General features: G+C 65.6%; 13 protein-coding genes and 4 tRNA genes. 6 read left to right on the top strand and 11 right to left on the bottom strand.

All coding sequences use genetic code 11. From position 1 onward, the window contains the following. Window positions 1–82 precede the first annotated feature (82 nt). From tig to BOX17_RS15120, 5 genes are all read right to left on the bottom strand, one after another. On the bottom strand, window positions 83–1465 hold the full coding sequence (gene tig / locus BOX17_RS15140; RefSeq protein WP_071945948.1) for a trigger factor: 1383 nt from the start codon (window positions 1463–1465) through the stop codon (window positions 83–85). 315 nt (window positions 1466–1780) lie between these two features. Next, window positions 1781–1855 (bottom strand) — tRNA-His (locus BOX17_RS15135). 24 nt (window positions 1856–1879) lie between these two features. Further along, a tRNA-His gene (locus tag BOX17_RS15130) sits at window positions 1880–1954 on the bottom strand. A 123-nt stretch (window positions 1955–2077) separates the two neighbouring features. Then, a tRNA-Arg gene (locus tag BOX17_RS15125) sits at window positions 2078–2154 on the bottom strand. Between the two features lie 68 nt (window positions 2155–2222). After that, window positions 2223–2299 (bottom strand) — tRNA-Pro (locus BOX17_RS15120). Window positions 2300–2528: 229 nt separating this feature from the next. Between BOX17_RS15120 and folD the strand changes: the two genes are divergently transcribed. The 4 genes from folD to BOX17_RS17260 all read left to right on the top strand — a co-directional run bounded on the left by folD (window position 2529) and on the right by BOX17_RS17260 (window position 5625). Beyond that, window positions 2529–3401: a bifunctional methylenetetrahydrofolate dehydrogenase/methenyltetrahydrofolate cyclohydrolase FolD gene (gene folD / locus BOX17_RS15115; RefSeq protein WP_071945946.1), complete on the top strand. Its 873-nt coding sequence runs from the start codon at window positions 2529–2531 to the stop codon at window positions 3399–3401. A gap of 129 nt (window positions 3402–3530) precedes the next feature. Continuing rightward, on the top strand, window positions 3531–3998 hold the full coding sequence (locus BOX17_RS15110; RefSeq protein WP_071945944.1) for an S-ribosylhomocysteine lyase: 468 nt from the start codon (window positions 3531–3533) through the stop codon (window positions 3996–3998). Beyond that, entirely contained in the window at window positions 3995–4729 is a 735-nt protein-coding gene (mtnN, locus tag BOX17_RS15105) for a 5'-methylthioadenosine/S-adenosylhomocysteine nucleosidase (RefSeq protein ID WP_071945942.1), read from the top strand. The genes BOX17_RS15110 and mtnN overlap by 4 nt, the downstream gene beginning before the upstream one ends. A 419-nt stretch (window positions 4730–5148) precedes the next feature. Then, window positions 5149–5625 carry a prolyl oligopeptidase family serine peptidase gene (locus BOX17_RS17260; protein ID WP_341853288.1) on the top strand — a complete coding sequence of 159 codons (477 nt, stop codon included), beginning with the start codon at window positions 5149–5151 and terminating at the stop codon, window positions 5623–5625. Between the two features lie 139 nt (window positions 5626–5764). Here the strand turns inward: BOX17_RS17260 and pyrC are convergent, their stop codons facing one another. After that, complete coding sequence (gene pyrC, locus BOX17_RS15095; RefSeq protein WP_071945941.1) at window positions 5765–6802, bottom strand: dihydroorotase; 1038 nt, start codon at window positions 6800–6802, stop codon at window positions 5765–5767. Between the two features lie 138 nt (window positions 6803–6940). On the opposite strand from pyrC, the gene BOX17_RS15090 reads away from it, so the two are divergent. Further along, the gene (locus BOX17_RS15090; protein WP_071945938.1) at window positions 6941–7834 is read left to right on the top strand and encodes a DMT family transporter; all 894 of its coding nucleotides are present in this window, start codon (window positions 6941–6943) and stop codon (window positions 7832–7834) included. Window positions 7835–7886: 52 nt separating this feature from the next. Next, the gene (locus BOX17_RS15085) at window positions 7887–8312 is read left to right on the top strand and encodes a hypothetical protein (RefSeq protein WP_071945936.1); all 426 of its coding nucleotides are present in this window, start codon (window positions 7887–7889) and stop codon (window positions 8310–8312) included. A 51-nt stretch (window positions 8313–8363) separates the two neighbouring features. On the opposite strand, the gene BOX17_RS15080 is transcribed toward BOX17_RS15085, so the two are convergent. The 5 genes from BOX17_RS15080 to BOX17_RS15060 form a co-directional block, all read right to left on the bottom strand. Further along, entirely contained in the window at window positions 8364–9605 is a 1242-nt protein-coding gene (locus BOX17_RS15080; RefSeq protein ID WP_071945934.1) for an NAD(P)/FAD-dependent oxidoreductase, read from the bottom strand. 122 nt (window positions 9606–9727) lie between these two features. Next, the gene (locus tag BOX17_RS15075; protein ID WP_071945932.1) at window positions 9728–10183 is read right to left on the bottom strand and encodes a tellurite resistance TerB family protein; all 456 of its coding nucleotides are present in this window, start codon (window positions 10181–10183) and stop codon (window positions 9728–9730) included. A 102-nt stretch (window positions 10184–10285) separates the two neighbouring features. Beyond that, on the bottom strand, window positions 10286–11200 hold the full coding sequence (locus BOX17_RS15070; RefSeq protein ID WP_164508647.1) for a sugar-transfer associated ATP-grasp domain-containing protein: 915 nt from the start codon (window positions 11198–11200) through the stop codon (window positions 10286–10288). 163 nt (window positions 11201–11363) lie between these two features. Further along, entirely contained in the window at window positions 11364–12575 is a 1212-nt protein-coding gene (locus BOX17_RS15065; RefSeq protein ID WP_125925595.1) for a CDP-glycerol glycerophosphotransferase family protein, read from the bottom strand. An 82-nt stretch (window positions 12576–12657) separates the two neighbouring features. Beyond that, window positions 12658–14139: an asparagine synthase-related protein gene (locus BOX17_RS15060; protein WP_071945926.1), complete on the bottom strand. Its 1482-nt coding sequence runs from the start codon at window positions 14137–14139 to the stop codon at window positions 12658–12660. Window positions 14140–14171: the final 32 nt, after the last annotated feature.

Genomic DNA, 14171 nt, shown 5'->3' with positions numbered 1-14171 from the left:
ATGTCCTTGGATCCGATGTATGGATGCGGAGGATGGGCGGCCTGCCCGGCCGGGTGGCCGGACAGGCGATCCGGAACGCGGATCAGGCCTTCTCTTCGCCCTTGGGCTCTTCACCCTGGGCCTCGGCGGTGGCCTCTTCGTCTTCCTCGGCCTCTTCGCCCTGCTGCTGGGCCGCGGCGAGGGCCTCCTGGTAGCCCATCTCGACGTCCTTGACGTTGGCCTGCTCGAGAAGGGCATCGACGGCCTTCTCCTCGAGGACGGCCGACTGGACCTGGGTCTTCAGCTGGTCATTACCCATGTAGTGGGCGACGACCTGCTCCGGATCCTGGTACTGCTGGGCCAGTTCCTCGACCTTGGCCTTGATCTCATCGTCGGTGGCCTCGAGCTCGTGGCTCTTGATCACCTCGGCCAGCAGCAGGCCGACCTGGACGCGGCTCTTGGCCTGCTCGCTGAAGAGCTCGTCGGGCAGCTGGGAGACGTCGAAGTCCTCGCCGAGGCCGAACTGCTGGGCCGCCTGGCGCTTGAGGCCCTCGGTCTCCTGCTGGACCAGCGCCTGGGGCACCGGGATGTCGTTGGCCTTCTTGAGCGCCTCGAGCACCTGCTGCTTGACGCGGTTGTCGACGGCCTGGCTCGCCTCGCGGGTCATGTTCTGCTTGACCTCGGCGCGGAAGGTGTCCAGATCGCCGTCCTCGACGCCGAACTTGGCGATGAAGTCGGCATCGACCTCGGGCAGGGCCTGGCCCTTCACCGCGTGGACCTTGACCTTGAAGGTCGCTTCCTGGCCGGCCAGCTGCTCGGCCTGGTAGTCCTCGGGGAAGGTGACCTTGAGCTCCTTGTCCTCGCCGGCCTTGGCGCCGATGAGCTGCTCCTCGAAGCCGGGGATGAAGCTGCCGGAGCCGATCACCAGCTCATGGCCTTCGGCGCTGCCGCCCTCGAAGGGCTCGTCGCCCAGGAAGCCCTGGAAGTCGATCTTCACCTGGTCGCCGTCCTCGGCGGCACGCTCGACCTCTTCCCAGCCGGCATTCTGCTTGCGCAGGGTGTCGATCATCTCGTCGACGTCGGCCTCGGTCACCTCGACCACCGGGCGCTCGACTTCGGCACCCTCGATGGACGACAGCTCGATCTCGGGGTAGATCTCGAGGGTGGCGGTGAACTCCAGGTCCTTGCCCGCCTCGTTGGTGGTGGCCTCGATCTGCGGATAGCCCGCCGGGTTGAGCTCGTGCTCGGAGATGGCGCGCACGTAGCGCTCGCGCATCACCTCGCCCACCACTTCGTTGCGCACGTCGTTACCGTACCGCTGACGGATCACCGACATCGGCACCTTGCCCTTGCGGAAGCCGTCCAGGCGCACGTTCTTGGCGGCATCCTTGAGACGGGCCGCAACGGCCTCGTCGACCTCGGCGGCCGGCACCTGAACCTTGATGCGGCGTTCGATCTGGGAGGTCGTATCGACGGAAACTTGCATGAAATGTCCTCTACCGACTGGGGCGTTCTGAAAGCGTGAAATGTTCAAAGGGCTGATTCTAAGAATCCCGCCCGGTACTGGCAAGCGCCGTGCCTGATCAGATGGGGGCCTGACGGCGCATTACAAGGGCATGGCGGAGATTTTTCCGACATGTCTGGCGCGAAAACTTTCGCGGTAACTCTCGCGATGACTGTCACGATGAGCACGGCGGCAAGCAGGATCGGGAAAACCGTGCGGGACGAGGGCGTCACGACACGAGGCAAGGAGGCGAAGGTACATGCTGCTGGAATGACGGGATCACGCCGAGGGAGGCAATGGGGTGGATGATGGGGATCGAACCCACGACCACCGGAGCCACAATCCGGGGCTCTACCACTGAGCTACATCCACCACTGCCTGGGCGTCATGTCGAGATGGGGTGGATGATGGGGATCGAACCCACGACCACCGGAGCCACAATCCGGGGCTCTACCACTGAGCTACATCCACCACGTCGACACGGGTCTTGCTGGGTGCTCCTGCAAGAAGCTCTTATGAAAGGCCCTTGCGGAAAGCGACTACAAAAGCTCTGACGAATACCTCGAACCGCTACCGACCACTCCATGCCTGGCATGGCGCGCCCAGCAGGACTCGAACCTGCAACCTACGGCTTAGAAGGCCGTTGCTCTATCCGGTTGAGCTATGGGCGCATTCTACGTACCCGGGCGCCTGACCGCAACCCTCACTGGAAAAATAAAACTTCCCAATCAAGAGGTTGTGGTCGGGGTGGAGGGATTCGAACCCCCGACATCCTGCTCCCAAAGCAGGCGCGCTACCAGACTGCGCTACACCCCGCCGGCTCTTGCACGGCCCTGACGCTGCCGCAGGGGCCTCGTCAAGCGCTGCGTATTCTACGTAACTTTACCCGCCGGTCAAGCGAGAACCTCGCCACTGCCGGACGGCGCTTTGCCTGCGGACCCCATCATGCGAAAATCGCCGCCCCGGACACAGTGCCCACCAGCAACCCACATCCACCGCAAACCATTCACCGCAAACCATTCACCGTAAACCAGAGGGAAGCTCGATGACCGCCCAACTGATCGATGGCAAGTCCATTGCCGCCCGCGTCCGCCAGCAGGTCGCCCGCCAGGTCCAGGCGCGCCGCGAGGCCGGAGGGCGCATTCCCGGGCTTGCCGTGGTCCTCGTGGGCGAGGATGCCGCCTCCGCCGTCTATGTGCGCAACAAGCACCGCGCCTGCGAGGAGGCCGGCATCCGCTCGTTCAAGTACCAGCTCCCGGCGGACACCAGCCAGGCGGAGCTCGAGTCCCTGGTCGACCAGCTCAACGAGGACCCGCGCATCGACGGCATCCTGGTGCAGCTGCCGCTGCCCGAGCACCTCGACGCGCGCCCGATCCTGGAACGCATCCTGCCCCACAAGGACGTCGACGGCTTCCACCCCTACAACCTCGGCCGCCTGGCGCAGCGCCTGCCGCTGCTGCGCCCCTGCACGCCCAAGGGCGTGATGACGCTGCTGCAGCTGAGCGGGCTCAAGGTCCGCGGCCTGGATGCCACCGTGGTCGGCGCCTCCAACATCGTCGGCCGCCCCATGGCGCTGGAACTGATGCTCGCCGGCTGCACCACCACGGTCTGCCACCGCTTCACCCGGAACCTCGAGGAACACGTCCGGCGCGCCGACCTGCTGGTGGTCGCGGTCGGCAACCCGGGCCTGGTCAAGGGCGAGTGGATCAAGCCCGGCGCCATCGTCATCGACGTGGGCATCAACCGCCAGGAGGACGGCCGGCTGATCGGCGACATCGACTTCGCCCCCGCCGCCGAGCGCGCCAGCTGGATCACGCCGGTCCCGGGCGGGGTCGGCCCCATGACCGTGGCCACCCTGCTGGAGAACACCCTCCAGGCCGCCGACATGCACGACGCCGAGGCGGAGACGGAGGCCTGAGGGCTCGTGCGGGTTTCGTGAAGGGCCCAGCCGGGAACTCCCGGCGCTCTCGTGCGCCTAACGTCGAATTCCGCTATCATCGCCCGCTCCATTTTTCCCGTCCCATTTCCAGATCGTGAGGTCGTCCCGATGACCGACAAGAAGATGAACGTCGAGAGCTTCAACCTCGACCATACCAAGGTGAAGGCCCCCTACATCCGGCTTGCCGACGTCAAGACCGGCGAGCACGGCGACACCATCCACAAGTACGACATGCGGATCTGCCAGCCCAACCAGGACCACATGGACATGCCCGGCCTGCACTCCCTGGAGCACCTGATGGCCGAGATGTCCCGCAACCACTCCGACCGGGTCGTCGACATCAGCCCGATGGGCTGCCAGACCGGCTTCTACATCGCCATGCTCAACTTCGACGACTACGACGGCGTGCTCGACCTGGTCGAGGGCACCCTCAAGGACGTGCTGGAGGCCGACCAGGTGCCCGCCTGCAACGAAATGCAGTGCGGCTGGGCCGCCAGCCACAGCCTGGAGGGCGCCAAGCGGATCGCCCGCGGCTTCCTGGCCAAGCGCGACGAGTGGGCGGAAATCTTCGCATGAAGCGCATCGGCATCATCGGCGCCATGGCCCAGGAGGTCGAGCAGCTCGCCTCGCAGCTGGAGGATCGCCGCACCCGCCACCATGTCGGCTGCACCTTCCACCTCGGCAGGCTGCACGGCATCGAGGTGGTGATACTGCAGTCCGGCATCGGCAAGGTGAATGCCGCCATCGGCACCACCCTGCTGCTGGACGTCTACCATCCCGAGGCCATCATCAACACCGGCTCCGCCGGCGGCTTCGGCGAGGGGCTCGAGATCGGCGACGTGGTGGTCTCCAGCGAGGTGCGCCATCACGACGTGGACGCCGTGGTCTTCGGCTACGAGCACGGCCAGGTGCCGAACATGCCCGCCGCCTACCTGCCCGATGAGCGCCTGGTCAGGGTGGCAAGGGAGAGCGTCGAGGCGCTGGGCGAGGTCAACGTCGTGGAGGGGCTGATCGCCACCGGCGACGTCTTCATGGCCTGCCCGGAGCTGGTCGCCACCACCCGCACCCGCTTTCCCACCATGCTCGCCGCCGAGATGGAGGCCGCGGCCATCGCCCAGACCTGCCATCTCTACGGTTGCCCCTTCGTGGTGATCCGCGCGCTCTCCGACATCGCCGGCGGCGGCGACAACCACCTCTCCTTCGGGGAGTTCCTGGAAAAGGCCGCCGATCACTCGTCCCGCATGGTCACGGCCATGGTCGACCGCCTGGGCCACCACTGCCGCCAGGCCGAGCGCCTGGAGGGCTGAGCCATGGCACCGCGGACGGCAGGCGGGTGGCGGGGGCTCCTCCTCTGCCTGCCGCTGCTGGGCCTGCCGCTTCTGGTCACGGGCTGCGCCACGCACCTGACCACCGCCGACGCCCCCGCCATCGCCCGATCGACGCCGCCCCCCGAGCTCGACTTTCGGCGCCTCTCCCCGCGCCCCTACACGCCGCCCGACTGGCCGGAGGCCCTCGAGGCCCGCGTGCTGCTCCCGGACACCCCGTCCGACTTGCGTCGCCCCGCCGCCCTGCTGGTGCATGGCGGCGGCTGGCAGCGGCGCAGCCCCGACGACATGACGGATATCGCCGAACGCCTCGCCCGGCACGGCTACGTGACGGTCAACGTCGCCTACCGCTTCGCCCCGAGTACCGCTTCCCCGCCCAGCTCGATGATCTCCGGCAGGCCATGGCCTGGATCCACGAGCAGGCCGACGCCTGGCACATCGATACCGAGCGCATCGTCGGCGTCGGCTACTCCAGCGGCGCCCACCTGGTCAGCCTGCTGGCCCTGTCGGACGAGGGGGGCCTTGCCGCCGTGCTGGCCGGCGGGCTGCCCAGTGACCTCCTGAAGTTCGATGACGGCCGCCTGGTGGTCGAGTTCATCGGCGGCACCCGGACGGAGAGGCCCCAGGCCTACCGGCGGGCCTCGCCGATCTACCAGATCGACGCCGACGCCCCGCCCCATTTCCTCTTCCATGGCCGCTGGGACGGCCTGGTGCCGGTGGACCATGCCACGGACTTCCATGCGGCGCTCGTCGCCCAGGGCGTGGAGAGCGAGCTCTACCTGCAGCACTACCGCGGCCACTTCACCAGCTTCCTGATGCGTGACGGCGCCATCGAGGCCGGCATCGCCTTCCTGGATCGGCAGCTGCTCGACGACTGAGCCCCTGTCACCGACGACCCTGCCTCCATCTTCCCTGCCACCAATGACGACTCGAACCATGTCTTCAGCGACGGCTGGAACGACAGCGGCCGCCCCGGGGGGCGGCCGCGTGTGGTGATATCGTCACCGGGAATCGGTCTCAATCGACGAGCTTCCAGCCCAGCGTCTCGCCGGCGGCGAGCGGCACGATGGTCTGCCCCTCGGCATAGGGCAGCGACTCAGGCACCTGCCAAGGCTCGCGCATCAGGGTGACGGTCTCGGCGTTGCGCGCCATGCCATAGAAGTCCGGCCCGTGGTGACTGGCGAACCCCTCCAGGTGCTCAAGAGCGCTGGCCTGCTCGAAGGCGGTGGCATAGAGCTCCAGGGCCGCCGGTGCGCTGTAGGCGCCGGCGCAGCCGCAGGCGCTCTCCTTGTCGCCCCGGGCGTGGGGAGCGCTGTCGGTCCCCAGGAAGAACTTGGGGCTTCCGGAGATGGCGGCCTCCACCAGCGCCTGGCGATGACGTTCGCGCTTGAGGATCGGCAGGCAGTAGTAGTGCGGGCGAATGCCGCCGACGAGCATGTGGTTGCGGTTGAACAGCAGGTGATGGACGGTGATGGTGGCGGCCACGTTGGCCGGTGCCGCGGCGACGAAGGCCGCCGCCTCGGCGGTGGTGATGTGCTCGAAGACCACCTTCAGGTCCGGGTGACGCGCCAGCAGGGGCTTCATCACGCGCTCGATGAAGACCGCCTCGCGATCGAAGATGTCGATGTCGGCGTCGGTCACCTCGCCATGGACCAGCAGCGGGATACCGAGTCGCGCCATGGCGGCGATGGCCTCGTCGCAGTGGGCGAGGTCCGTCACGCCGGAGGCGGAGTTGGTGGTCGCCCCGGCGGGATAGAGCTTCACCGCCTGGACCAGGCCACTGGCCTGGGCGCGTTCGATCTCTTCCGCCGGGGTGTTGTCGGTCAGGTAGAGGGTCATCAGCGGCTCGAAGCTCGCCCCGGCGGGCAGGGCCGCCAGGATCCGCTCGCGGTAGGCCAGCGCCTGAGCGGTGGTCGTCACCGGCGGCTTGAGGTTGGGCATGATGATCGCGCGGCCCATCTGGCGAGCGCTGGCGGCCACCACGGACGAGAGGGCCTCGCCATCGCGCAGGTGGAGGTGCCAGTCGTCCGGTCGGGTCAGGGTAATCGAGTTCACGGCAGGTCCTGTTTCGAAAGTCTGTAGCGTGAGCGTCTGTGCGGACATTGTATCGCAACGCCCCGGGATTCCCGAGGCCACGGCAGGCCCTTTGTCTGCTAACATTGGCGGCCGATTCCCCCCAGCTCCCGGAGCCCGATGCCGACCGCCTCCCCCGCACGCTCGCCCCTGCGCGCCGACCTCCTGCTGCTGCTGGTCACCCTGCTGGCCGCCGGCGGCTGGATCTTCTCCAAGGAAGCCCTGGCGGAGATGCCGCCGCTGCTGTTCATCGGCACGCGCTTCCTGATGGCCGGAGCCATCCTGGCCCTCTTCGCGCAGGCCAGCCTGCGACGCCTGTCGCCCGTCGACTGGCGACGCGCGGCGGGTGTGGGCCTGATCTTCAGCGCCGCGGTGTCGCTGTGGGTGCTGGGACTGCAGCATTCCCGCCATCTCGGCGAGAGCGCCTTCATCAACAGCCTGGGGATCCTGCTGGTGCCGGTGGTGGCGCGCCTGCTGTTCGGCGACCGACCGCCTCGCACCACCTGGCTCGCCCTGCCGGTGGCGCTGGCCGGCTTCGCGCTGCTGTCGCTGAATGCGGGCTTTAGGATCGAGCCCGGCCAGTGGCTGATGGTCGGGGCGGCGGTAGGCTTCTCGCTGTTGATCAATGCCAACTCGCGGGTGGTGCAGCGGGTGGCCGCCCTGCCGCTCACCGCCATCCAGCTGGTCGTGGTGGGCCTGGGGCTGACGCTCGCCTCGCTGGTCCTCGAGCCCTGGCCGACGCGGTTATCGGCCTCCACCCTCGGCTGGTTCGCCGCCAGCGTCTTCTTCGCCAGCACCCTGCGCTTCTTCCTGCAGGTGCACGCCCAGGGCCTGACCACCCCCAGCCATGCCGCGGTGATCCTGATGCTCGAGGCGGTCTGGGCGGCCCTGATGGCCAGCTGGTGGTTCGGCGAGACCATGACGCTGCTGCAGCTGGTGGGCTGCTCGCTGATCTTCGCGGCCCTGCTGATCAATCGCTGGTACTGGGTCCGACGTCTCTTCAAGGGACGCTGAATGCCGTATCATGGCGCCAGCCTTCCCAGGCCGCCCCATTGATGAGGACAGCATGCCCAAGGTAAGACACTACGCCGACATCGTCGCGATCCTGGCCGGTTTCATGTGGCTGGTGCTCTACTGGTCGGTCAGTGTCTCCGCCCACCTCGGCAGCATCGAGCCTTCCCTGGCCGCCCTGCTGATGGTGGGGAGCCTGATCCTGATCAGCTTCGTGCACCGCCCCATCCGCGTGCTGCTGGGCCGCTACCATGTGCGCAAGCGGCGCACCGAGATGTGGATGCACATCCTCGCCCTGCCCCTGACCCTGGCCTTCCTGCTGGCCATCGGGATCGACCACCTCATCACGCCGATGAACGGCGAGCAGAAGATGCTGCTGTTCAATGCGCTGGCCACGGCCGGCTGGCTGGTGTTCGTCGTCACCCTCCTCGTCAAGCTGCTGTGTCACCTCGTCCAGCAGAAGCGCAAGGCACGCAAGTAGGAGACGTCGCCCCGTCACCCTAAACCTGGGGGGACGACGGCCCCCGGCGATTCAGAAGCGATCCACCCGAAACGGCGCCATGTCGATATCGGGCGTCTCGCCATCCATCATCTGGCCGAGCAGGCGACCGGTGGCCGGCCCCAGGGTGAAGCCCTGGTGGCCGTGCCCGAGGGCCAACCAGAGCCCCGCCTGGCCCGGCGCCGGGCCGATCACCGGCTTCATGTCCGACGTGCAGGGACGCGCCCCCTTCCAGGGCTCGGCCTCGAGACGCTCGCCCAGTGGGAAGAGACGACGCGCCGCGCGCTCGGCCGCGGCCAGCTGCGCCAGGTGGGGCGGCGCCTCGAGACGCTCCAGCTCCGCCCCGGTGGTCAGCCGGATGCCGGCCTGCATGGGCGCCAGCAGGTAGCCGACCTCGGCATCCATCACCCAGTGGTTGAGCCGGGCCGCCCCCGACGTCCCGTAGTGCATGTGGTAGCCCCGCTTGACGAAGAGCGGGATCTCGATGTCCAGCTCATGGAGCCAGTGGCGAGACCAGGGCCCCATCGCCATCACCAGCTGCTCCGCCTCGAGGGCCCCGTCGGCGGTGGAGACACGCCAGCCACTGCCCTGGCGGGCCACGCCCGTCACCTCGGCCTGATGCACCCGTCCCCCTTCCGCCTCGAGGCTCCTGGCGTAGGCCTGCACCAGGCCGCCGGGGTCGGCCACCGTCCAGGGGTCCTGCCAGTGGATGCCTCCGGCCATCCCCTGGGCCAGGCCCGGCTCCAGAGACGCCAGTTCGCCGCCGTCCATGACACGGTGGCGCACGCCGAAGCATTCATCGTCGGCTCGCGCGCTCTCGGCTCGGGCTTCCAGTTCGGCGACCGAATGATAGACCTCGAGCCAGCCCTCCTTGCGCACCAGGCCCTCGGCCCCGGCGGCCTCGATCATCGGCGCGTGGGACTCCAGCGACAGCGCGATCAGGGAGGCATACTCCGGCACGATCTGCCGGTAGCGTGGCGAGGCGGAGTTGTGCCAGTAGCGCAGCAGCGGACCGGCGGCCTGCAGCATGCCGCCGGGACGATAGCGGATGTCTACCTGGCGGTTGGGGAGCACGCGTAGCAGGGTGGCGAAATCGCGCGGGAAGGGATAGGGCCGCACCGCCTCGCGCTGGATGATGCCGGCATTGCCGAAGGAGGTCTCGCGGCCGGGCTCACGCCGGTCGACCAGCGTCACCGAATGCCCGCGCCGGGCCAGGTGCCAGGCCACGGACACCCCCACGATACCGGCCCCCAGAACGATGATCTCGCGTGCCATCCTGCCCCTCCTGTTGCCATGAATGATCCTGGCATGAACGATGAACGGGCCCGACACCGCGGACCCGTTCTCGATCATACCAGCCCACCGGGGAAGGTGGCTCGCGATGGCGCGTCACGCCGTCACTCGCCTGGCGCCTCCTCCGCCAGCTTGGCGCGGATGAAATCGCCGTGGCTGACGTGAAGCAGCTCGGCCAGGCGCCGGATGCGGTGCTCCTCGAGATGATGCTTCTCGCCGTCGGCCAGCGACAGCGACCACATCATGCGCACCAGTTCGCAGCGCTGGTCGTAGTCGAAGTGCTCCTTCACCAGGCTGACGAACCGATAGTGGTCCACCGCCGTCTCGGCCTCCTCCCGCGCCAGGCGGATCAGCTCTTCCAGGGCGGTGTCCTTCAGGTCGAAACGCCGCTGCAGCAGTTCTCGCAGCAGGGCCAGTTCGCTGTCGTCGAGGTGGTAATCCGCCAGCACCACCTCGACGAGCAGGGCCGCCGTGGCCAGCTCCAGCGAGATCGCCGGCTCATCGGGACGATCGCCCGCCGCCATCATGTCGTTGAAGAAGCGCTGTATGGAATCGATCATGCCGGACTCCGGTGAAAGCGTTGGGGGATCACGATGTGGCAGTCGTCACCATTGTCACGGGCGCCCGCCTGTCCGTCCACAGCGCAAAGAGACCATTTGATTTCACGCTCTCCCAACAGCAGACAGGAAGTGTCGGTCGAAGGCCCTGTCGAAGATCCGATGGACATTAGCTCCCCAGTCATGATTCACCTCGAGGATCACCACGCCCGAGGCCTCACAGGCAAGGTCCCATCCGAGCGAGGGGGCGAAAGGAAACAGGCGGTGAGCACGGGTCGCAAAGTCCAACATCTGTTGAAGGCGAGGCACCTCGAACCCCTCGATTCTTTGTCCAGTATCCGGATGATACTCGACGAGATCAAAGGGCTTCTTCCTGAAGCCCGGCGATATCACCCGGCCGGATTCGACATCGAGGTTGGCCACCAATCCGCCTGACGACCAGTTGTCGACCATGGAACCGTCACAGCCGATGCGCAGGACGGCACAGTAGGGTATCGGGTCACCCCGTCCTTGCAACACCGTGACGACCCTGACCGTATTGATCGCCCCGGGATACAGGGCGCTCATCGCCTCATGCTGCTCCAGGGGCCTCTGGAGCAGATAGGGACCGGTAGAGGACAGGTATGAGGACACCCTAGGGTCGTCCGAGCTGCGGATCAGCGCACATCGTCTTCCGCCGGTACCCATGACGGGTTTGACGAAGAGGCCTCCCCCTCCGGCCAGAAGACGATCGGCGAACTCCACCGCCTTCCCGTCCAATTGACGTACCTTGCCCGCTTCGATAAGCCCCAGGTCTTCACATACCGGCATGCCGGAATACGAAAGGAGTGAATTCAAGTACAGCTTGTTGCGAAACAACAAGGTGGCGTCATAGGATTTCCCATTCACCAACACTCTCTTGCAGCCGCGCACCCGGAGGCGGTAAATCTTCAGATAGTCATAAATGCCGGAAGGCGTCATGGGTGGGGCCAACCCCATACGTTGCTTTTCCGCCCATCTTCGGTATATCGACAGCAGCATGAACGCTTCCCCGGGAGACACGATGACGCCTGACACACTCGCTGTCAGGCCTGTACGTAACACGACCCGGCGAGCTTCCACACACCGGTATCGATCTGATGGTAGGAATGGGACAGCCATTTCGAGAGCGCAACACGGCATCGCGCACGATCAAGCATAAATCTCAGATCGCTTCGGATGACGGCTGGGCATCCCGTTCGTCAAGGCATGCAACGATTCGGCTGCATACCTCGCTGTCATAAAGCGCCGCATGCCGATCGACAAAAGCCTTCAGCCTTCCGGCGTGGAGGCCGGCTTGGAGCTCCGCCCAGGCCGCCGGCAACTGTGACCAGTGGGTGATCACAGGGCCAGGCGCGTCGTCGACGTAATTCCCGTAGATGCCCACATCCTGATTCAGGTAGGTCTCGAGGTCCGGTGCCATAAGTACGATCGGTCGCTCCAGGCAGGCATAGTCATACATCACACTCGAGTAGTCGGTGATCAGCACATCGACGGCCGGCAGCAAGGCATTCACATCCGGGAAGCTAGCCACCGGAACCTCCCGGATACAAGATGAGCCCTGCGTCAGCTCATCGAGGCCCCTCATGCACAGGGAGACATGACCACGTACCAGGAGGAGCAGTCGCTCCCGCTCGAGCCAGACCTGCAATGCCGCCAACCCCCCCTCCTGTGCCAAGTCTAGCGTGCCCTGTCCCTGCATCCGGACGGTCGGTGCATACAGCAAGATACCCGCATGGGATCGTGCCTCGATACCATGACGTAAAAGCAGCGCCCTGGCATCGGTATGAAAGGCATCCCAGCGGGGATACCCCAAGGCGATCACCCGTGACGGATCCAGTCCATAGGCCGAGGTCATGCGTTCCCGCCCCACCGCGGAAGCGACCAGTACGCAACTCGCCGGTCGCTTGCCAGGGAGGAGCCGCTTGAGGTGACGATCAAAGAAAGCCGTCAACCGCCCAATCCGTTGGGAACGTGCATCACGTCCCATGCACTTGAGAGGGGTCCCATGGGTCAGGTTGACGAGTTCTGCACCTAATGAGGCGTGGGAATTGACATCCTCGGCCGAATGGGTGACGAGAACCCGCCCGGCACGCAGCGAAAGCAGGATACCCTGGAGCGAGTATGCCATGGCCGCCTCACCACCTTCCTGGCGTGCCTGGCGTACCACGCCGGCATCATGCGACAGCCATACCGCGCGCAGTGCAGGCTCATGGTCTCGCACATGACGGTAGAGATGGCACGCATTATCGGCGTACTGCCTACCATGCCAGGCGCCGAAGACCCACAGCCGAGTGTCACGCGGCCAGAGCAGCGCCGGAAGGCACAGTGGTAACCAGGCGAGTTGATGCATCAGACGCAACAGATAGGATCTCACGAAGGCACCTCTCGGCGTGAGTCGAAACGTCAGGGGGCGCTGGGATGGCCCCACCAGCAAAGACCGCGACGACAAGGCGACGTCAGCCGAAGATCGGCATGTAGGCCCTCAGGTAGGAGGATTCGAGGAACTCACGTATCGCCGCCTTTCTTCCAAAATTCTTGACCATGGGCAGTTGCATGACGGCTGGATCCAGCCGGCTGATGATCATTCGCTGAAGCTCGTCACTCGCTCGATACGGTTCCGGCACGGACAGCATCATATTGAGCAGTGTCCTGTTGTTGAAGATGACCGTGGGGCTGCAGTAGTAATCCGAATCCTGCAGGACCTGTGACTGCCAGGTTCCGACACGCACCTCCCAGTAATAGAAGTCCAGCCAGTCAAATCCGCACCGCTCGACCCGATCGAACTCGGTACGGCGAGACCAGTCATCAAATGCTCGGGCGATCAGGCGATGCCAGGACAGCATGAAGGGCACCCGCTTGTAGAGCGGCACCATGGCATGGGGGGTCATGGGAAGGCGGCGAATGTGGAACTTCCTTCTCATGAAGCTCCTGGCGATCTCGGAAATGCAGGAACGTATCTCGAATCCCTTAAAGGTGCCGAAATGCTGTTTCCTGAAGAGCACGGTCCCGGCGTTGGGCGCTCGGGTCCTTCCCTGAAGCTGAAGGTAGCAATGCCGAAAAGCATCCTCGGGGGTGGGGCGTAGGATTTCGATGTCCTCAAAGGTGAGGGATAATCGGCGAGCGAGGGCTCGCGTGCAGGTCGCATCACGGTTTCTCTTGTGGTCGCCCGAGAACGTGAAGAACCGGATCGCATCCCTGTGCTGCACCGTGGCAGCGAGACTGACTCGGCTGTCGACGCCACCACTCAGCGCGCAGGTCACGGGCCGCTCGTATCGGGTCAGGCAGTCAATGGAAGCACACAGGGCAGATGCCACGGCCTCGACAACCTCCTCAACGGGACGCTCTACCCTCTGGCTTGTTGGATAGAAACGGTGAAGTTTCAGGGTATCGGTGTTGTGACGAAGGCTCACGTTGGGGGTCAGCAGCCTGACGCCATCGACTTCCGTCAGGTCAGCGGGACAGTGCCGGATGCCGAGATGGTAGAACCTTGACGCGAGGAGACGTTTCACTGTGGGGTCGTCGGGCAGGGACAGCATGGTCCCGATGAAGTAGGCATGCGAACTCAGCACCAGCCGCCTGTCATCCAGGGCGTAGGCGACCGGCAGCGACGCGCAGGCATCCGGCACCACGCGAAGCCCCTTCCCCGCCTCACTCACCAGAAGAACGAAACGTCCGCTGAGCTCACTTGCGGCTGCGAAGAAGGCGTCGAGACCCTGGCACCAGCACGTCGCCAATACCTGCAGGGCGTCTCTGCCGACATGGCCGCTGAACGGGTTGTAGAGATGTCCCAGTGCGACAATATCCGCATCCGCTCCGGGCACCGGTACGACGTCACAGTCGTCGAGGCTGTGCCAGATGCGGATATCGCGAAGGGAGAAAAAATGCTCAAAACTCTCGCCCAGTGCATGGAGGGGCTGATGACGCGTTTCGCCTGCCACTATCAGGTAAGTATTCCTCGGACCAGGGTTGT

Source organism: Halomonas aestuarii, assembly GCF_001886615.1.
In the GTDB taxonomy this organism is placed as follows: domain Bacteria; phylum Pseudomonadota; class Gammaproteobacteria; order Pseudomonadales; family Halomonadaceae; genus Halomonas; species Halomonas aestuarii.
This window is presented reverse-complemented; position numbering and strand designations above follow the sequence as displayed.